Source organism: Maridesulfovibrio frigidus DSM 17176 (genome assembly GCF_000711735.1).
Classification (GTDB): Bacteria; Desulfobacterota; Desulfovibrionia; order Desulfovibrionales; family Desulfovibrionaceae; genus Maridesulfovibrio; species Maridesulfovibrio frigidus.
This window is the reverse complement of the sequence record NZ_JONL01000013.1, coordinates 1-20,101: the sequence shown is the minus strand read 5'-3', so window position 1 is coordinate 20,101 and position 20,101 is coordinate 1. Positions and strand designations below refer to the sequence as shown.

At 44.9% G+C, this 20,101-nt stretch carries 19 protein-coding genes and 1 pseudogene; all 20 read right to left on the bottom strand.

Translation table 11 applies throughout. The features are described 5' to 3' along the window. Positions 1-4: 4 nt before the first annotated feature. Complete coding sequence (locus BR06_RS0118525; RefSeq protein WP_031485742.1) at positions 5-2,332, bottom strand: zincin-like metallopeptidase domain-containing protein; 2,328 nt, start codon at positions 2,330-2,332, stop codon at positions 5-7. 2 nt (positions 2,333-2,334) lie between these two features. Next, entirely contained in the window at positions 2,335-2,538 is a 204-nt protein-coding gene (locus BR06_RS0118520; RefSeq protein ID WP_031485740.1) for a hypothetical protein, read from the bottom strand. A 24-nt stretch (positions 2,539-2,562) separates the two neighbouring features. Beyond that, positions 2,563-4,734: a DNA topoisomerase gene (locus BR06_RS0118515; protein WP_031485737.1), complete on the bottom strand. Its 2,172-nt coding sequence runs from the start codon at positions 4,732-4,734 to the stop codon at positions 2,563-2,565. Positions 4,735-4,756: 22 nt separating this feature from the next. Further along, positions 4,757-5,374 carry a S26 family signal peptidase gene (locus tag BR06_RS20005; RefSeq protein ID WP_051677203.1) on the bottom strand — a complete coding sequence of 206 codons (618 nt, stop codon included), beginning with the start codon at positions 5,372-5,374 and terminating at the stop codon, positions 4,757-4,759. Between the two features lie 10 nt (positions 5,375-5,384). Next, the gene (gene traF / locus BR06_RS0118505) at positions 5,385-5,891 is read right to left on the bottom strand and encodes a conjugative transfer signal peptidase TraF (RefSeq protein ID WP_031485733.1); all 507 of its coding nucleotides are present in this window, start codon (positions 5,889-5,891) and stop codon (positions 5,385-5,387) included. Next, complete coding sequence (locus BR06_RS0118500; protein WP_031485731.1) at positions 5,888-7,516, bottom strand: helix-turn-helix domain-containing protein; 1,629 nt, start codon at positions 7,514-7,516, stop codon at positions 5,888-5,890. The genes traF and BR06_RS0118500 overlap by 4 nt, the downstream gene beginning before the upstream one ends. A gap of 16 nt (positions 7,517-7,532) precedes the next feature. Further along, positions 7,533-7,928 carry a DUF1937 family protein gene (locus BR06_RS19455; RefSeq protein ID WP_034603197.1) on the bottom strand — a complete coding sequence of 132 codons (396 nt, stop codon included), beginning with the start codon at positions 7,926-7,928 and terminating at the stop codon, positions 7,533-7,535. Then, entirely contained in the window at positions 7,897-8,319 is a 423-nt protein-coding gene (locus tag BR06_RS0118490) for a hypothetical protein (RefSeq protein ID WP_031485728.1), read from the bottom strand. The genes BR06_RS19455 and BR06_RS0118490 overlap by 32 nt, the downstream gene beginning before the upstream one ends. Then, a complete protein-coding gene (locus tag BR06_RS0118485; RefSeq protein WP_031485726.1) occupies positions 8,312-10,249 on the bottom strand; it encodes a type IV secretory system conjugative DNA transfer family protein in 1,938 nt (645 codons plus the stop codon). The genes BR06_RS0118490 and BR06_RS0118485 overlap by 8 nt, the downstream gene beginning before the upstream one ends. Before the next feature lie 2 nt (positions 10,250-10,251). Beyond that, positions 10,252-11,481 (bottom strand): TrbI/VirB10 family protein, encoded by a 1,230-nt coding sequence (locus BR06_RS0118480; RefSeq protein ID WP_031485724.1) that lies wholly within the window; start codon positions 11,479-11,481, stop codon positions 10,252-10,254. A 9-nt stretch (positions 11,482-11,490) separates the two neighbouring features. Continuing rightward, positions 11,491-12,075, bottom strand: a complete 585-nt coding sequence (locus tag BR06_RS20000) for a phage tail protein (protein WP_051677202.1) — start codon at positions 12,073-12,075, stop codon at positions 11,491-11,493. A gap of 11 nt (positions 12,076-12,086) precedes the next feature. Beyond that, positions 12,087-13,235, bottom strand: coding sequence for a shufflon system plasmid conjugative transfer pilus tip adhesin PilV (gene pilV, locus BR06_RS0118470; protein WP_031485720.1), 1,149 nt, complete (start codon positions 13,233-13,235; stop codon positions 12,087-12,089). A 9-nt stretch (positions 13,236-13,244) separates the two neighbouring features. Further along, on the bottom strand, positions 13,245-13,673 hold the full coding sequence (gene pilM / locus BR06_RS0118465; RefSeq protein ID WP_031485718.1) for a type IV pilus biogenesis protein PilM: 429 nt from the start codon (positions 13,671-13,673) through the stop codon (positions 13,245-13,247). Then, on the bottom strand, positions 13,661-14,647 hold the full coding sequence (locus tag BR06_RS0118460; RefSeq protein WP_031485716.1) for an ATPase, T2SS/T4P/T4SS family: 987 nt from the start codon (positions 14,645-14,647) through the stop codon (positions 13,661-13,663). Before BR06_RS0118460 ends, pilM begins: the two co-directional genes overlap by 13 nt. 12 nt (positions 14,648-14,659) lie before the next feature. Then, positions 14,660-15,139 carry a type 4 pilus major pilin gene (locus tag BR06_RS0118455; RefSeq protein WP_031485714.1) on the bottom strand — a complete coding sequence of 160 codons (480 nt, stop codon included), beginning with the start codon at positions 15,137-15,139 and terminating at the stop codon, positions 14,660-14,662. Between the two features lie 11 nt (positions 15,140-15,150). Continuing rightward, positions 15,151-16,218, bottom strand: a complete 1,068-nt coding sequence (locus BR06_RS0118450) for a type II secretion system F family protein (protein ID WP_031485712.1) — start codon at positions 16,216-16,218, stop codon at positions 15,151-15,153. Further along, the gene (locus tag BR06_RS0118445; protein WP_031485710.1) at positions 16,205-17,809 is read right to left on the bottom strand and encodes a GspE/PulE family protein; all 1,605 of its coding nucleotides are present in this window, start codon (positions 17,807-17,809) and stop codon (positions 16,205-16,207) included. Before BR06_RS0118445 ends, BR06_RS0118450 begins: the two co-directional genes overlap by 14 nt. A gap of 3 nt (positions 17,810-17,812) precedes the next feature. Continuing rightward, positions 17,813-18,616 carry a hypothetical protein gene (locus BR06_RS0118440; protein WP_031485708.1) on the bottom strand — a complete coding sequence of 268 codons (804 nt, stop codon included), beginning with the start codon at positions 18,614-18,616 and terminating at the stop codon, positions 17,813-17,815. Continuing rightward, entirely contained in the window at positions 18,603-19,847 is a 1,245-nt protein-coding gene (pilO2, locus tag BR06_RS0118435) for a type 4b pilus protein PilO2 (protein ID WP_031485707.1), read from the bottom strand. Before pilO2 ends, BR06_RS0118440 begins: the two co-directional genes overlap by 14 nt. A 2-nt stretch (positions 19,848-19,849) precedes the next feature. Then, a pseudogene (locus BR06_RS20600) lies at positions 19,850-20,101 on the bottom strand (secretin N-terminal domain-containing protein); the annotation flags it as partial.

Genomic DNA, 20,101 nt, shown 5'->3' with positions numbered 1-20,101 from the left:
ATGCCTATCGTGCCATTGCGACAGCTTTTACCGCTTTCTTTTGGGCAACTTGCTTGGGTGCTTTGAACAGCCCCGAGAGCTGGGTTTTCACCGCATCTAGTCCACTTGATTTGTGTAAATCATTAAAGTCACTTAAGCCTTGGCCTCGTTCACTGTTTGTGAACTTGGGAATGATGGATTGGCAATTAACTGCTTTCGCGGCAGCCTTAGCCTTTTCTTCACCCACGTTGTTCTGGAGGTGATGGTCGTTGTCTCCAAGGATAGCAATAGGGCTATCTGGGTACTTTGCGTGAAGAGCTTTTGCGACCGGCTCAAGGTTGGATGCATCGAAAGCAACTATGGTTGGCTCATTGGTGGCCATGTGGATGCTGGCCCCGGTCGCATATCCTTCAGATATGAGAATTGGACCACCTTGGCCAAGTTTACCTTCAGGATCAATGGTATGAAAGCAACCGGATTTTTTGCCTCCTTTTTCAAATAGTTTTCCATCCGCAGTGATCGTTTGAAGGGTATGAATATGACCTTCAGTGTCTTTGCCGGGGATAAGTAGATTGCCGTGATCATTGACTCTGACCCCGAATGCAAGAACTCCCTTTTTAGCTAGATACTCCTGATGTTCATTTGCCCAGTCTTTTGCATTTTGCCACTTGGCAAAAGAGCGTTTTGATGCTTTTTCTCGCTGCTCTGCCAAAACCATATCCCGCTCTTGTTTTTTTAGTGCAGCCTGAACTTTCAATTCTGATTTCTGTTCTTCAGTTAACTTATGGCCAGTGGCTTTCCAGTTCATCTTGACACCAGTTTTATGATTCTGAATGAATCCAGCAGGGTTACCGTCAAGGAACCCCGTGTATGCTCCATCTCTTGAATTTTGTTTTCCATCAATAACGGGTACGCGTTGCATGGTTCCGTCCATGATGGGAAGCTGTCCTTGGAGATCCAGACCTGCTTCTTGAAGAGCCTTTGCAAACTCTTGTTCTGGGTTATTTTCAAGGGCTATAACTTTGTTTTTTGGCATCCACTTTGAAAATGGATCTAAATCCGTGCCGGTTGCAGCAAACCAAAGTTTTTTGGATTTGTCCCAGCGCGCTCCTAGCTTTTTCGCTTGCCCTTTTTCAGAGTAGGGCACGTTTAGATACGTTTTTTCTTTAGCTGAATTTTTTGCTTGGGCTTCTTCTTGCTCTCGTTGTTGAACAGGCTTCTGAATCTCTAGTGAAGCTGATTTTCCTTCAGGAATCCAGCGTGATAGATTCTCAAGGTCTGTGCCTTCAGGCGCAAACCACATTTTCCCTTTGGTGTCCCACTTAGCACCATGTTTCTTTGCTTGTTCTTTTTCCGAGAATGGCACCTTCAGGTAGGTTTTTCCGTTTTCTGGGGTTCCATGCATTGCTGCTTCCCGTTTATTCAGCTTTTCTCTGTCTGGTCGAGATATATTCATGCCTTTATCAATGCTGTGCTGCTGCTCAAGTTCAAGGGTATAATTCTTGATTTTGTCCGCATCCTGGCAGGCTCTGACTATTTCATAAGGATCTTTTTCAAGAGCTTTTACCCAGCTATCTACGTAACTGAGGTGCTGGCTTGGATCATGACCAAGGCCAAGCTCTGAGCTAATCATCCAGCTTGCAATCTCTGCGCGAAGTTCTTCTTTGGCGTACAGCTCTGAACCGAAAGGGCCACCTTCCCGATCCATGCGTGATGAATGCCCGGTCCAGTGTCCTAGCTCGTGCAGGGCCGTACCGTAATATTTGTCTGAGTTTTCAAATGCTGCCTTGGGAGGCATATGAATGTCATCAGAGGTAGGACTATAAAATGCGCGGTCTCGCTGGTCGTGATGAATCTCAGCTCCAGAATTTTGCAAAATGCTTTCAGCACGGTCATCAGGGTTCCAACTGATATCACGTCCTTCCCATTCTGGAATGCCTTCGATCTGGCTGGCATGGAAAACGCTTGCATAGCGAAGGATTGGCCGCGCAAGGGGGACATCTTCCATTTTTATTTTTCCATCATCATCAAGAGCAGGCTTGCCGTCATCATTCCTAACCATTTCAGGTCTGGTCATGGCCCAGAATACAACTTTTTCTGATTTAGATCCTTTCTTAATCTGCCAACCTTGAGATTCGGCCTGTTTATAGGTTGTGTATCTGGGGTCATTTAATCCTTCCATGCCAAGCATGACTTGGTTGACTCCACGGTAAACTGTACCGGAGACAGGGTTGAATGCTGGCTGAAACTCTCCAGGCTGCCATGGGCGCTGCCAAGGGGCTGTTCCTTCCTTTAGCTTTTCAATTATCTTTTCAGCGAACTGCTGATGATATGGCGTTTTTTCTGGAGCCATGGTTAGCTTTCCTCACTTTGTTCTTCATCCGCATTGAAAGATGCGTCTTCAGCATCTTCCAGAGATATGGCCGTTTCTTCAAAAGCCCCCATGTGCTCGGCTAGTTCCTGATCAACCTCGAGTGCTGCACCCGGATTATCGGATAGATCTTTGTCGATCTGGCGGGCTTGCTCATCGAGGCGTTTTTTGACTTCGTTTTCGTTCATTTTTTATTCCTTGGTTAAATGGTTTTACTTTTCAATTTTTGGTTTACCTTTCTCATCATAAGCCTTGAATTTACATTCAGGATAACCACTGCATGACCACCAAAAAACTCCTTTACGTTTAGCCGGCCTGCGGATGAGTCCCATTCCACATTCCGGGCAAAGGTGTTCCGATGATCCGGTAGGTTTTTTAGTTGGTTTGGATGAAATATTGGGTTTCCCATCCTTGTCTTGAACAATTGCATTGCACTCCGGATAGGTAGAGCAGCCCCAGAATTTCCCCTTTGGGCCTTGTCTAGATTTGAGGATTCCCTTCTTGCATCTGGGGCACTGGACTCCATCGCTTTTAATATCGATGTTCAGGCCGTTTTCCATAACTCGCTCAATTTCTAGAGCAATGACCTTATCCACATCATCAATCAGATCCTGATAGTCCATCTCGCCGGCTTCGATCAATTTTTGCTTTTCATGCCATAGAGCTGTCATGTCAGGTTTGACCGCAAAATCAGGCAGAGCATCGTGAAAGCCGCGCCCGATTTCCGTGCTGGTTATGTGCTTTCCTTTTTCCGCAATAAAATTTCTGCGGAACAATGTGTCTATGTGGGAATCCCGAGTGGCCGGTGTTCCGATTCCGCCGGACTCATCCTGTTTGTCGCTGTCTTTATCGAGCAGCAGCTTTTTAATTTCAGGGTCAGTCACATACTTAGCGACTCCGGTCAGATCCTTAAGCAGGGTTTTCATGGAATATCTGGCTGGTGGTTTTGTGAATGTTTTTATGCTTTCAGCTGACTCGACATGGCCGGATTCAGACTTTTGCAGTTTATGTAGCTCTTTTTGCTTTTCAGCCTTTTCAAAATCTTTAAGGTCTGCCTGATTTAGACATCTCCAGCCCGGAGCTGCATTGAGTCTGCCTTCAGCCACAAAAGTATGGCCGGCTATTTCCAGTTGCACTTTTGTGGCTGTAAATTCTGCCGGAGGATAAAACTGAGCAATGTAAAGGCGTGCTATAAGATCATAAATGCGGCGTTCATCTTCGGATAATTTACCAAGGTCCGGCACGTTCATTGTGGGGATGATAGCGTGATGCGCGCCGACCTTTTTTGAATTGAAAGCTTTACTTTTTAGATTTGGATTAGCGTATTCCGCCATCTCTCCAAAAGCTGAAGATAAATTTTTCAACAGCTCAGGGGCTTCATTGTGCCGATCATCATTTAAGAAACGGCAATCACTGCGGTTGTAAGTAATTGCCTTATGGCGATCACGAAGCCGCTGCGTAATTTCAAGCACCGCTTTCGGTTTGTAATTCCATAGTCCTGCTGCATCAGCTTGAAGAGCTATCAAATTATATGGCTGGGGTGGACTGTTCTTCCTATTCACCGATTCCACGGACAATATTGAGACTGGCTGTCCTTGAACTTCGTTTACAATTTTCCTTGCAAAAACGGCATCGATTATGCGGCCTTTTTCGTCCATAGGGTCAGTTGAAACAGGTATGTAATCCGCACTGATTGACCTGCTGTTCGACATGTTAATCTGAGCTTTAATGTTGTGGTAAGCTTGTTTTTTGTGAGCCTCGTGCGCACGGTCGCGGGCAACTACAAGGCCGAGGATAGGAGTCTGCACTCGCCCGACAGAAAGAACTCCGTCATAACCTTTTTCACGAGCCTTCAAAGTGAAACAGCGCGTAAGATTGTACCCATATCGCTGATCACAAACAGCTCGTGCCAGGGCAGACATGGACAGCCCTCTGTATTTTTCGTTGTCCTCAATATTTTCAATTGCTTTGAGGATTGCAGGGCTGTTGTTGTCATTAATCAATATTCGTTTAATCGGTTTTCCTTCAAGTCCGGCGTATTCGATGACTTCATCAACCAGCCTCTGACCTTCTGGATCTGGATCACCCGCATTGATCAGTTCAGTTGCGTTACTTGCTAGCTCAATGACTTTTTTGAGGTGGGGAATATGCCTTTCTTCCGGTGCATAGCTGATTGGCCAGTCCATGGGCAGCACCCCAAGTGACCACTTTTTATAGCGGTCATCATGTTCTTCAGGATCTGTTAAACGAAGAACATGTCCCCATAACCAAGTTATATGATCTCCATTTACAAAAAATGAAGCTCCGGAAGGTTTGGACGGACCTCCAAGTGCTATTGATATTGCTTCTGCAACATCTCTTTTTTCTGCGATAAATAAGCGCATTTTGTTCTCCGTTAGAAATTAACTAAAAGGTGAAAACGGGAATGAATTTTTGAAGAATATGAATAGGAACTAAACCAAAATATCTAGAATCAAATGAACTCTTATTGTCTTTGCTAAGGAGGAGAGCTTTACCTTTGGGAATTATTCCAGAAGGTAAGAGAGAAAACATCTCACGATTGTGAGAATCTTTTTCTCTAATTTTTGAGTTCGCCCAGAGTTTTGAATTTATACTAATTCCTTCGTTTGAAATGGTAATATTATCACCGGCATGAGCTGCAAAATATTTAACTAAACTTCCTTGTGTGTAAGCTCTGTCATGTAAAGGGTAGTAGTCGTTACATCGGCATAAGGAGATTAAAACAGCATCACCTTTTTGGGGTGTTTCGGAGGAAACTTTATATATTCCTCTCGGTATAGAATCATAGAGGGATAACCTGAAGCCGCATGCCATAAAAATTGCGGTGGAAAGAATCCCAATGCAAAAAACTATGAATAAGTATCCTTGCAAAAAATAGATGGGATTTTCTTTCCATCTTTTTTTTCTATTTTCTTTCCTGAATTCCTTCATTAATTTTCTATTTTCATTAAAATTAGCAAGGTATGCTTTAAATTTTTCAATAAAGTTAAGTAATCTAGTCATGGCACTTTCCTTATTTAAAGGTGAAAACATGGATAACCCGCTGCATAAGACTCAAGTCCACCAAGCCGAAGTAACGGCTATCAAAACTGTTCTCGTTGTGAGTGGACATGACTAAACATTTTTCAGAGGGGATAACTGTAGAGTGGAGCAGGGCGGGAAGCTTTCTTCCAAAGTTGTCAGAACTTTTCTGTCTGCTGCGTTGTAGCAATGAGCCATTCACAGATACGCCTGCGCTTGAAATTTCGATATTGTCGCCTGTGGTTCCAGCCAGGGCTTTTAAGAGAGGGGCGTTTTCGTTTAGGCCTAGATATTTACGATCAAGAGAAATTTGAAAATAAGGATTGTCTTCACGGAGGTTGAAAGTCACCAGATCGCCTTTGGCCGGCTTGCCGGGAACAATTTGGTAAATTCCAAGGGGCATGGAGTCTGTGAAATTAACGCGATAGCCAACCTCGTGAACAAGCAAAATAATTGCCACTGCATGGCAGAAGAAAATAATCAGGGCGACCTTTTTCATGCTGAAACTCCCTGAACATTCTTGGTCCAGTAAGTCTTACGCCAGCCGCGTTTTGCAGTTTCACTGTTGAGATTCAGGTGGCACTTTGAGTCAATGGACTCAATCTCCGAATTGTCTAACGAGCTAAGCCAGCTTTCAAAATCATGATTTTGTAGATCCTGTTCAGCCTTCTCAACTTTTTGAACTTCAACGTTTTTCAGTTCAGCGCGGGTTTTGTCGGCCTTCTTTGCATTTGCAAGAGCCTGTTCATTCGGGGTTAGAAATCCAACAGGTCTGCGCCATGTTCCTTTTGATTTCAAAGTGGCGAAGAGGTAATTGCAGACTCCTTTACGGGCTTCAGGGAAGGTTCCATTTTCTAGTTCCCAGTGTGCGGCGTGCAAGGACTCTTCGATGTCGAGGATTGTTTCACCGAAAGAAAGCCGGTGCTCTACAATCTGGCGGATCTGATCAGGGCCAAACCTTTCGTTTTGCAGGTTGGGCCAGAGGATTTGAAAATCATCACGGCTGATTGATAACAGCCGGCGCGTCCATTTTTCTTCTTCAGTTCCTTCTGAACTAGATAGACTTTTTATCTGTCTATCTAAGAAGGGTGGATTTTGATACCGATCAGCATTGGTATCAAAAGAGCGTCTCTTATTCTCGTCAGCTCTTGGTTGGCAAGGGTTAACATGCTGTTTTGCTGATGAATCGGCATTGGTAACATGATACCGATCACCTTTGGTATCAAGATTGGTATCATTGCGGTCATGATACCGGTCATGATTGGTAACACCTGTTTGATACCGATCAGCATTGGTCTCAAAATGAGGTGGATAGGATTTTAAAAGATCCTGAATACGGGTAATAGGCTCATTATTTAATTGGAGAATTATACCAAATCGCGGGCCGCGTTCGTGGATTCTTTTAGAGTATATACCAGCATCATGGCCGTGCTTGATTACCCTGCGAGCTGTGACTTCGCTACATGCTGCTTTTCGGGCAATTGACTGAATTACAAGGCTTACTTCGTCCTGCTTAGCTTCTCCAGAGTGGGAGCATATGATACCAAACACTCGCTTACCCTGATCGGATAAACGGTTAAAAAGAGCATCTGTTTTATCAGAAGTGTTTATACAAAGAGCTGGGGTTTTTACTATTTGGTCAACCTTGTTACCAATAACGGCTTGATACCGATCACCTTTGGTAACATTCTCCTTTTGATACCAATCATGATCGGTATCAGCCAGCAGGCCGTATTCATGTTTGAACAGGCTTATGAAGTACTCGCAGCGTTCTTTATATAAGGTAACGACCGTTCCGTGCCTGCGTCCTGAGCTATTTATTTCTCTGTGAAACAGCCCTGCGTTCTCTCCCTTCGGTAAAGAACGTAATACGCTAAGTTTGCTGCATTTAGCGGCATATTGAAGGCTGGAAATGACAAACGAATACGGCTCATCCATTGTCGGTGCAGACTTGATAAGAGCAGCAAGTATCCTTCTACCTGTTCCGGAAAGAATATTATAAAAGGCGGCTATGTCACGGCGCATAAGTTTTTTTAGGTGATCGGTATCAGCTTGTTCCTGATGTCGATCACCATTGGTATCAGAACCATTTGGTGGGTAGTGTTCCCGTGCCGTTGAATTCATGTCAGAACCTGATTCCTTAGAAAGAGGATACGTTGTAATGTTCTGGAGAAACAAATCTGACCATTTTGAACTCATTGAAAGCGAGTTCAATTTCTGCCGCAATACCGTGTGATTTTTTCCAGTCATCAAGCTTTAGAATCCAGACCTGATCTGCCCAGCGGATAAATTCTTGATCAATGCGTTTCCAGAAATTCCAGTCCATGGGCAATCCTGTATTCGTGATTCCGTGTGAATGAGAGATCGGCGAATAAACAATATGACCTGCGACAATAAGCTTTGCTGCGGCAATGTTTACAGCTTCATAGCGGCTCTTTCGAACTTCCGGATCTGGATGTGTGTAAGGACATGCCAGATAAATTTTTAGAGGTGCTCCAGACAAATCAGAGAGCTGTTTTGAGGGGGTAAAAACCATTGCGTCTCCTTTTTGTTGTTATGTCAGTTGTGATTAAATCACCGGCCTTGATTGATTCAGGCATTACGCAAAGGTCATCGCATCCAGGGCAACGTACTTGCTCACCTATCTTCATGGCCCTGTGCTCCCCCGGACTCTTACATTCTCCGAACAGAGTAGTTAGAATAGGAGTAAACTCTTGCTCAACCACAACTAGTTCGCGTCCTGAAACTTGTTCTGGCGGCAGAAACATATATGGAACCCTTCCGTCTCCATGACAGAGCGGACAGTCCGGACGGCCAACTTTTCGTGTTCTTTTTTTGACCATCCATGCGGCGCACGCTGGGCATGTTCTGCATGCGCTTCGTGGAAAGCGGACGGGGAGCAGGATTTCAACAGGATTATTACTCATCGACTTTTGTCTCTTCAATGAGATCATCCAGATTTTGTTCATCTAAATTTTCATTGTCGGGTTGAGTTGTGTCATTTCTTGTTTCAGAACTAGCAAGTGAATCTGATTTTTCAGGAGGGGCAATTTGGGATCTTTTAAGGAATTCAGGATCAAAGAAGAATAGGATCTGTTTGCCATATATGGGTGCAAAACCTGCCGGAAAAATGAGCATGTCACCTGAACTCACAATTTTCCCCTCTTTCTTCTCTGGTCCGGGAAGACGCATACATTCGTCAGGAGTGAGCAAAGGACGTTTCACTTCTGAAACACTCACATTCGCACGCCCTAAGTGCCCGGATCTTGTTCCGGATAGAGATGTCTTTTTCTGGACGACAGTAGCTTCCCCTGTCATCTGGGAGAGTTCTCGGGCGGTTTCTAATTTGTTGGGAGCGTATGCTATCCTCAAGTGACAGTTACTCATGATAGATTCATCTTTGCCGTAAACTGAGTGCAACTGTTTTAGGTCTTGAACAATAATGTAGGCTCTGATTCCATAGCCGGCCATAAAAGCTAGAGCCCTCTCAAAAACTTCCATTTTGCCAAGGGCTGTGAATTCGTCAAGCATGAGCAATAGGCCGTACTTGTAGCTTGCCTTAACTTCACCATTTTCAAATTCCATTTTTTCGGTAAGCCGGCGCAAAATTAGATTCATAATCAGTCGAAATAGAGGGCGGAGCCGGTCGATATCTGAGGGTCGTATTACGAGATATAGTGACACCGGTGTCTCAGAATTCATGAGCTCGTCAATATGGAAGTCACAGTATGATGTTGCCAGGTTAACAACAGGATCACGATACAGGGACATGTTGGCTACAGCTGTAGAGACAACGCCGGATAGTTCCGGGCCAGCTTTATTCAACATCTCTCTTGCAGCTGCGCAAATGAATTGTTTTATGGCTTTTGCTGAGGAATCATCTATTTCCGAGCTGAATATAGATTTGAGATCTTCCTCATATTCTGTGATGAGCATTTCATCAAAAAGTTCCGACATTTCTCTATCTTCATCAGCAAGCATCAGAGAAAGGTCGTTTAGATTCGCATCCCGGTCTTCATTGAGCTTACAAGAAATCATACAGTGCAGAATGACTCCACTGAAAAAGCCAAAAGCGGCCTTATTCCAGTAGTCCTTAAGCCCTTTACCATCCGGGTCAACAATCATACTTGCAATGTTTTGAGCATCCGGAATAGCCCGAGGGCTGCCAAGTCTGATTTCAGAGAGAGGATTATATTTTGCAGAGTTCCCAGTATAGTCCGTAGGATCGAACTTGAGAACCTTGTGACCTTGTGCCTTTCTCCAGCCGGAAGTGAAAGCCCAGTTTTCTCCTTTGATGTCTATAACAATGGAGCTTTCATCCCATGAGAGAAGAGTCGGTAGAACAAGACCTACACCTTTACCTGAACGGGTAGGGGCGAAGACCATAATGTGCTCAGGTCCGTTATGGCGTAGATAGTTAAGAACGTTCTTGTTTTGCCAGCCACCCACATAAACACCTTTTCCTTGAAGTAGGCCGGCCTTAAGTATTTCTTCCTTTGTTGCCCAGTGCGCGGTTCCATGTATATCGTTGACTCCCTTGGGCTTTCTTATGAAAACTTGAAAGATTCCGAGGACTAAAATTTGAGGTCCAATAAAAATCATTTGAGCATAAGAAATAATCTTGTCTAGGTGCTCGTTGGAAGCCAGTGTTTGCATCCATGTGAAAATCATCCAGGGCCAGTATAATTTACCATAAAACGGTGCTCCAAGAGCTTTGTGGTAAGCGTAAAGCTTTGCTGTTTCTTGGGTGGCATAGATCATAGCTATAAGAGTGACTGCAACCATAAAAAACAGGTAGAATTTCCACCTCGTTATGCTTTTCTCATTTTCACCAAGCCCATACTTATTATTTATCATACCTAGTTCCTGTAAGGTTTGTATGGACGGGCAAAGACGATGTCTTTGGTCACAACCATGTTGTATCTTTTTCCCGGTTCAGTTGAGATAGCCGGCTTTAGATTTGAATTGCTTTGGAGCAGCTGTAGTGTTGACTGTCCTAGTTGGCTGGAAAGGGCTGTGCCTAGTTCATCTTGCAGACTTGGATTGTCGCGTGAGGATGAACCCCTATTGAAAGTATCCATGGCATAGGCCATTCCGCCGCTGATGAGACTCATGATGGCCGCTGAACCGAAGGTGCGGAGGTAATGATTGTCAACATCTCCAGAGTATCCGGCATAGCCGGCAATGTCGGTTCCAGGCATAATGCCGAGAGTGATTGATGAACCGTCTGGGAAAATTATTCTGTTCCAAGCCACCAGAACGCGTGACTGGCCAGTGGTAACTCTAGAGTCATAAACTCCGATCATGCGTGCCCCTTGGGGGATAAGTAAGTGTGACCCTGTCGCAGTGTCATAGATGTTTTTACTTACCTGCCCGCTAATCTGTCCGGGGAGATCAGAGTTGATACCGGAGATCATGATGCCGGAAATTACTGAGCCTGTTTTAAGCTCAAATTTTTTGCCAGGAACACGTTCGTAAGGCAGCTGCCAAGAACCATCTTTGGCTGCGCGAGATCCAAGAAATGCTTCTTTTTCTTTTCTGTCATCATCGTCCCTCGGAATGCCGGTAGCCACTCCTGGAATAGTAAGTGGGTGGCGAGAACGAATATCCGCAAGACTTGAAGTTGTTTGTGGAATCTCAACGCTCGTTTTGTCAGCCGAAGCCGATTTAATTTTAAGCGGTGCAGTCAGTGCCGCCTTCATCTGTGCTTGCTTAAATTTCCGCATTTCAAGGAGCTCTTGTATATGTCGTTTTTCGGCTTCAGAAGGTTCAGATGCCCGAACAACCGTGACCAACGGCCTTTCAGGTTGAGGCTCTGGGATGTCTACTCTTTTTTCTGTTTCCTCAGGAGGAAGAGCAAGGCCTGTTGCCCATTCTGGAGATTCAAGAGCTTGTTTGAGGTCTGTTTCCGAAACTGGTGTAATCAGGTTGGTCGTTTCTTGGTTGCTCTCTTGGGTAGAGCTATTTACTGCCATTATTAAAATAATGATCAGTAAAACGCCTACACCGATAGCAATATAAACAATCTTACTATCAAGTTTCGCAACTTTGATTTTAGGCCGGCTCAGGCTATTAGGAGAATCTGACATGATAAATTCCTACTCAGCCTTGATGATATACATCATGGATACGTTGCGTGGTCGGTTCTCTGTGCCACTACCTGCTGGCGTGGAAACTCCGCTTCCAGTGCCAGAGAAAGGTACATTAAAATTCCGGGCATTCTGAGTTTGATCATGCAAAGTAAAAGAACCTCCCTCTCCCTGCCCATAAGGGATAGTAACGCTTCCGGATATGGTGATTGTAGTTGTATGAGCATGGCTTTCCATCGCATCATTCTGACTACTTTTAATACTCCGTCCTCTATCAACTCCCTTGCCGTGATCCCAACCGCGAATAAATTCTCCTCGGAGATCCGGAACAGTGCCACCGACTATTGCCGCAAGGTCTGCATACCCAGATGTAGATTGCCCGTTGCATTCAAGAAATCCATCCGGAACAGTTCCGGATGTCCATGGAATTACGCCGCCAATAGGTACTCCACTGATTGCTTTTGGTTCAACCGCGACACTTGTCGGGTCAAAGCTTGTTGCGTCTCCCGCGATTGCGGATGAATGCACGAAGGAAATGAGAAGAAGCAGAAAAAGGAAAAGATATTTAGATTTAATATTATGTGTGAATCTCATGACTTTCTCCCTTAATTACAGGTTGTGAGGACCATTACTTTTCCGTATCCGGCAGGAGGTGTTATCCATGTATCCCCTGTGTCGGCGGTGCGAATGCGTAAGTGGATCTGCCAGTTGTCTCCAACGTCAGTGGCCCACGACTGCACAGCTACAATTGCTTTTGAAATCGGTCCTTCAGCAAAAATTGAAGGAGCTACAAAGATCTGAGGATCGGAAGTGATGCCGGTAGGGCAGATGGGTTTGGGTATGAGTTCGCCATCAACAGCAATGGTTGCTCCTTTGAGAAACTGGGAATTGCCGGTGTCGGCTATGACTTCGGGCTGACCGTTGCGGCAGACGTAAAGACCTACTGCCGGATCAAGGAAAACTCGTCCGTTTTTATCCGCATCGTTGCAGAATCCTGTGGTGTCGATATCTGCAAGAGTGTGCTCTTCGAATTTGATTTCCTTCACACCTTCAATGGCGTGATCAGTCATATCCAGTTCGGTGGACATTTCGTTCAGTTCAGGATGACCGGGAACTTCAACGCGATAGAGAAAATCTTTTCCAATATCTTCTTCACGCAGAAAAGCTCTTCCTCCGATATGTCCGGCGGCAGGGATAGGGATATCAGTTGATGCTAAATTTACTGTCCAACCGCCGTAAGAACCTCTAAGTTCGGTTGCACTTTGTCCCGGAAGGTCTCCAATGGGGATATAACCACCTGCGCCACCGATCATGGCGGCTGTAGCTGGAACAATAGCTGAACTGAATTTTCTGCTTTTGTCAGAATAAGTTCGGCCTCCGTATGTCAGCACCAAAACTTGCAGGTCGCTTGCGGTTGGTTCAAGCACGTATATCCCGTACCGTTGTCCCCATCCGTTCAGATCCTTAAAACCGGAAGATAGGAACTCTCCGGTTCGAAGCTGATCCATAGTGATCTGAGTTGCTCCGGTTGCGGTCGAAGACGTGATCAGCTCGTCATAATTTTCTTTGGTATATGAAGCCGCCGCATCCATGATACTTGCTAGGTGATCGCTGACACTGTGCTGTTTGATTGATTCCATGCCTCGGTCCATCATGTCGGCAAGCATGGGAAGCATAAGCATGAAAATAAGAAGTCCTGCCAACACCTCTATAAGTCCGAATCCAGCCTGTTTGTTTTTACGATTAGCTTTCATAACTATCTCCTACTGGGTGATGACACTGACGATGCTGTTTTCAGGAATGAACGTCGGCAGGGGAGTATCCGCTCCGTGAGCGTTGGTCAGAAAGCCGTTCCGTTTAACTCCGATGGCAAAGCTACCCATGAAAATCTTTCTGATTTCCTCAGACTCGTTTCCCTGCACAGCTCCCCATACGTAGCAATTCCCGCTATCTATCCGGTTGGACCATGCACGCATGGATTTCCAACCGGATGGAATTGATAGATTAGAAACGGGAATTTCACCTGTTGTGATGGTCGAATTGCTTGTCACAAAGTTGTTCACAGCATTGCGATAGATCGCGTAATTTACAGCTATAGACTCAGCCTTTGATGAGTTTCTCTGGGTTGGCATTTCTTGACTGACCATGGCCATTGTTCCTAGGAGGCAGAAAAAGACAGCTAATCCTTGCATAATGCTTCAAGCCCTCCGAATTGAATGCGGTTTCTCTGCTCCCGCATTTCTTCCTGTAATCCAGCCAGTTCACCGTTCTTAATTTTTGCGCGGAGTCCTTTGAAATTGTCATTAAAAGGAGCCAGCAGGAACTGAGGAACATGAAGAAGAGTTTTTCCGTCAACATGCTCTAGCTGTTGATGAACAACAGCCAGAAGACCTTGAGCAAGGTTTTGACTGGCAATATCTCCGTCAATTTCGCGGGCCATTGTAACTAATCTTTCAAGAGCGGTTACAAGGTCGAAGCCATGCAGTGTGGCCACCACTATTTGTTGATCGGAGCCGAGGCAGACGCGTAATGCTTCACTGGCTGCGTGTTTGCTACGGATTTCTCCTATATAGATGATGTTCGGAGAAGCGAAACGGTGAGAGCGTTCGATGGCTTCACCTAGATCTTCTTCATGATCAATTTCGGCCTGAAAGCAGAATCCGAAATCTCCATGTTTCCCATCCAGAGGCATCTCTGCGGGGTTTTCAAAACTGACGGCATGGCCTCCCAACGTTGAAAGCCGTGTCGCCACAAGTGATGACGCACTGAAGGTTTTTCCAGACGCCTGTGCCCCGGTAAAAAGGATCAATCCTTTAGTCTGCTTTGCATTCAGAAGCCAATCGGAAAGAGATTCAGGCAATCCCAGTTCCGTGAAGTCTGAGACATTTTCCTGAATTCTGCGCAGGAAGAAAACTTTCCCGCTGCCCCAGACAACACCTTCATAAAGCGCAACTCTGTAACCAATATCTTCGTACTTAACTCTGAAAGTATGTCTTCCAGTTTCAGTATGAACTTTGAGAACTTCTGCGTGGAGAGCTTCAATTTCCTTTTTGGTGTCTTCCTCACAAGGAACAAGCTTCTGGTCGCAATTATCACATCCCTTCATGAAAGCTTCGCCGCTTTCATGAAGAATCAAATCTGTGAATGATACACTTTTAAGAACCATTTAATGCCTCTGCTAGTTGGAGGTGAAGACGATGATATTCGCGGTGGCAAGCTGATTCGTTATGGCAGCAACCATTCCACTTGCTTGGTCGATTTCAACCCCGTTTACAGTGATGGTTTCCCATGATCCGGCTTGAAATGTTGCTAGTTTCACGCAGGCATATTCAGGGACTTTGTTGTGTGTAATCGTAAATGTGGTGGCGTCTGTTCCTTCTGCTACGGTTACGGCTCCGTTCCATGCATTGCGGATTTCGCCGCTACTTTTAAGCATGCTGTCAGGCACAATTTTGTTTTTAACGGCAATTTCAGTTGTAATATCTGTGAAGTCTGGCTCACCTGCATAAAGCTGTTTTAGATCGAGCCGAAAGGTTGAGAGGTTTTGTTCAGCCGTTGATATTTTGTCGTTGTCCATCGATTTAGAGATCATGTAAGCTGATCCTCCAAAAACGATTAAGGCTATAAGAAGTGAGCCAAGTGTTTCAAATAAAGTCATGATTGCTCCTACTAAAGTATGTTTTGTCCAAGTTGTTGCTGGAGAGAAGTCATTGCGAGAACGATGTTGGAAATCATAAAAATGATACCGATTATGCACGCCATGTTTATGACTTTGGCTTGAACCTTGATTGTTTCCATGCCCTCATTCAGCCATTCCTCGGCAATGAGTTTTAGCTGGCTGTCAAAGCCCGGAAGCTTTGAGTAGACCCGCAGGTCTTCAATGATTGTTCTGGAAGGAAACTGGTAGCCTGAATCATCCAGAGCTTGCCCCAACCCTTTACCCAGATTGAGCTGGGCTTTGACTGAATGCATTTTCTCTTTCAGCCATGGGCTTGAGCCTGGAGTGGCGAGCATGTCGTTCATAGATTGTGAAAGCTGAATGCCCGATTCCATCATGGTAGAAAGGGTGAAGAGCCAGAGACTACCGGTGATAAGACGGTAAAATGACCATGGCGGTACATTGTCAAAACGGACGCGTATTTTTCCTGTCCATATTTTGAGAGTCGCCAGCGAGATAAGGAATGAGAGGATTAATCCGGCAAGAAATAGAGTTCCCGCTGTGGAATCTATGAATCGCGTAACTTGATAAAGAGTTTGTGCACTGCCTTGCCAAAATTCCGGATCTGAAATTTCGGTAAGTCTGGGCATGACGTATCTTGAAAGCACGATCAGAAGCGTAATGAGCGCACAAATTAAAAGGCATGGATAACTGAGAGCCTTCCACACGCTGCTTATGATTTTTAATCTGGCCTTGATTAATTTTACTGAGAGTTCCAGAGATTCACAAAGTTTACCGGAATTAACTCCGCTTTGGATCAGCATAGATTCTTCTGCTGGAATGAATCCTTGTAGAGCTTCGTGAAGCTTACTTCCTGAATTTATTCGCGCTGAAACTTCCGTAAGAACGGGGGTTAGCGGACTGTAATTTTTTGCATATCTTTTTTCGAGATAGAGCAGACTTTCTGCAACACTGACTCCGTGTCTGGTCATTGCCGAAAGCTTTCTATAGATACGAATTCGTTCTTTATGGTTAAAGAAAACCTTAGCCAGTATTTCATTAATTTCAGGAAGCACCATGCGGAGCCTCCACATTTTTGGAACCGGCCAGTTCATCCAGATCGGAAGAGGAAAGGTTAAAATCATCGAAAGCCTTGGCATAGTTTAATGGCACACCAAGTCTGCGTTCTGTCAGGTAAGGATCAATCAATCCGTCTTCAATCAGGTCAATGGCATGGCTGACAAATGTCTGGCCGTTTTGCTCATGTCTCCAATGTTTATGAGCTGCTTCCATATTGCCGGCACGTACAGCTTTCAGAATCACATGGTCGGTGGTTACTATTTCAGATGCTACGGTCTGTCCGATAATTCCAACGCCTGAACATTGCTTACATCCTTCACCTCTGATGTTGACGTTCTCCATATTGTTAACCGCTCTGAAAAGGCGATTGAGTACGGCTTCAGGTAGTGATTTGCGGCGCAACTCATTGTCAGTTGGAAGTTTGGTTATATCCTTAAGCGGCATCTTGCAGTTCGGACAAAGTACCGGCACAAGTCTTTGATGATGAAGGCCGGAAAGAACTGTGTGGTCACAAAGGTATTCAAGCGGATCGGGATATTGAGCAGCACGGAGCAGAGAAACCATTCTTTGAATGATTCCTAATGCTGAGTTTGCATGAACTGTTGTCCATACTCCGTGTCCTGTTTGAGCGGCATCAAGAGCAGCTGAAGCCGCTTCAGGATAACGGACTTCACCGATCATAATGGTGTCAGGGTCAGAGCGCATGGCTCCTGCAATTGCGTTGCGGTATGCCGAGCCACGATTATCATCCTGATCGTTAGTATTGACTCGAACCTGCTTTACCCTTTCAAGCGGGTATTCCGGTGGATCTTCAATAGCGAGGAAGTTCTTTTCCGGATTGTCCTCGGCCATGCACTCCATGATATGTTTGAGCAGTGTACTTTTACCGTGACCGGTCGGGCCTGAAAGAAGAGTCAGTCCGGAACGCTGGGTGAGAAATTGAAATCTGCGGATATGGCGATCGGAGAACCCAAGAGTTTTCAATCTATCCTGCAAATTGCCTTTAGCCGTTGTGCGATCGTAAAGAAGGCGTAACGCCATGAAAGTTCCGGTCCCGTTTTCCGCCATTGAGCAGTCGAGCGGTTCCGTGTGAATTCGAATTGAATGCACGTCCGCCGGAAGAAAATCGTTGCTTACGATTCTGCCGTCTTGTCTTTCCTTGGCGACAAAGGTGGTATCTGCGCTGTTGGACATGGTCTGATACATTGCAACGATTACTTTTCTGCCAATTTCTCCCATGAGCTGCTTGTAGTTCTGCAACATGCCCAGCTTTCTAAACTGGATGGAGGCAAACGGGCCGTAATCTCCGATGTGAATATCAGACGCACCTTGGTCGTAGGCATCAGCAATAATCTGAACGGCAAGGTCTTGAATGTCGCTCTTGGTTTCAGCTTTGGTGATATTTTTCTTGCGCAATTTCTGGAACTCTTCAGCTTCAAGTCTTTTTGTTTCCTTGAAACCTTTACGGGCCGCATAGCTCAGGAAAGACATTAAAACTGCATCGTCTGCCACCTCCGCTGAGATGTAGATGATGTCATTTAGGAGCAGCACCCGCTCTTGAAGTTCTTTTGGAATTTCGTTGTTAGTCATGATTTACTCCTTGAATTTCAAGGGAACGTTCTTGCCGTTGAAACGGATCAGAACAGTTGATGGAGTTATTGAAGCAACTTTACCGGGGCCTGCATTACTCCCTGGTTTCACTGTCTGGACTCCGGCAGAACTAGAAAGGGTCGCAGAAAGTCTTCCGTCCACTCCTTGGATGGAAACTATTTTCGGCCACACAGGACGGTATTGTTTCTTCTTGGCTGGTTTTTGCTGAATAGCTTTAATCACAGCAGGGTCAGGAGTATGAAGCTTGATCAACTTTTGGTTCTGCTCAGCTATTGAAACTTGAAGCTTCAATAATTCAAGATCAGATCTCAGCGAGGTGAAATAGCTAAGTGGTGTAATATTCGTTTCAGAAAGCTCGGTTTTATTACTCTCTTTGATTGGTTTATTGGTTAAATTTTCTGTTGAATTACTTGTTAAATTACCAGTGCTTAGATCTGTTTTTGTTTCTACCTGCTGAATAGGTGTTTCCGTCGTTCCATTTGAAGGTGGTTCAAAGACGGACATTGAAATCGAGTCAGTGCTGTTAGTTGAATTTCCTATAGATAGTGTTGTCCATAGAGTTGCGTTTGAAATTGGGATTAATACTCTGGTATTATTAGTATTAAAACCGGTCTTGTTAGATTTCGAGGCATTGAAAAGCACAAGTTCCGGATGGACCTTTGTGTCTGTTTGCATTTTGCCGCCGTAGAAAATGAAGGTTGCTGTGCCGCCTATGACTGCGCTTAATATGAAAACGCAGATCAATATAATTAAACGGCTACCTTTTAACTTCTTAATATTTGGCATAAATTTGACCCTCCATAGAACACCGGTTTCTAGTGAAAGAGATCTCAGAGATCACTAAACAGGGGATTGAATCCATCTGAGTAAACAGGACATTAGAAATTGCAGAGCCGGTAGGAAGGCCGGAAAGTTTCCACTCTCCTTTGATCCACGGGGCAATAACATCAAGCGACTGATTCAGTAATTTGTTGTTGTTTTTCTTTATTTCAGGAGCTTTCCACGTCAGGTTTAACTTTGCACCGAGGGTGCGAGTCAGCTCATAAAGAAGTGCTGTTGCGTCAGACTTATTAGCCAGCGTTTGTTCGGGGCGGGTTAAGTCTTTGGGGTAATCGATAGTGATCTCAGCCAAATCTGGGCGCGATCCAAAAGATGAGCGACATGGGAGGTTGGTAAATTCCGCACCATCTTGATGCGACCATGCCATGTAAATACCCTGCTCGTTGCGGGTAATGGTTTCCAATTTCCATCCGTTGTTGAATGGGGCTGTGTTGTGCATCGCCCCTAAAAATGCATCCGCAAATTTTAGAGGCATCGGGGAAACTTTCCACGGCATTGTGAAATACTTGCCGGGGTCAGAGCTTATGGTAGCCTTGTTCTTTTCAGCTTCCGTGCGAGCCTTGATGGCAGCAATTCTTTGTTGCTCTGCAAGCTGATCAGACTGGTAGTCGTTCCAAAAAGAGAAGCCGGCAACGGTAATAATTACAGCCGCAACAACTATAAGAAGGTTTTTATTGTTCGCCTGAGGATAGAGCGGCTGAATCCGTTCAGACGATTTAATAAGACCAGCAAAGTGGTTGAGAGTGTCTCCGAATGTTTCACAAATGAACTCGTGGTTTCCCCAATCTGACATTGCTTTCAAACTCTTTAAATGAGCTTCAGCTTCTTCACGGGAAGTGAAAAGTTGGTCACCTTCAGCAACAATTGTCTTTTTACTTACAGCGCATATCCACCAGAGATTTTCTTCATCATTTAAGCAGAACATTCCGATCCAAGTAGATCTGGACCGTTCCACCAAGGCGCACGCCAAAGAAGGAATTCTATTTAGTTTTGCTGAGTCCGAGCTAAGTCCGAATTGCTGTTTTCTGGCAATTACATAGTTGTATTCACGGTCAGCAAAATCAGTTGCTACTTTTCTCGCCTGTTCCATGACGAGCTTCTTGCCGCCTTTCCCGTCCAGAATCTGCCACCAGAAACCAACCGCATATTGTTTTTTCTTAATCTTAATTGTGTGCATGATTAGACTCCCGCACTTTCCATTTCAATGGTGATTATTATGAGGCTCTTTCCATATTTCTGACTGTTTCCGCCCGAAGTGATTCCCAGTCCTTTTGATTCCTGATTAGTTTCCTGTTCAAATCCGGCCAGAATTAAAGTCTGTCCACATTTCATGGTTACTCGCTGACTGAAACTGCGAGTGGAAACTTCAGGGAGTTGAACTTTCATATCTCCAGTTGAAAACTCGGTAAGAGAATCAAGTGATGAAAGATT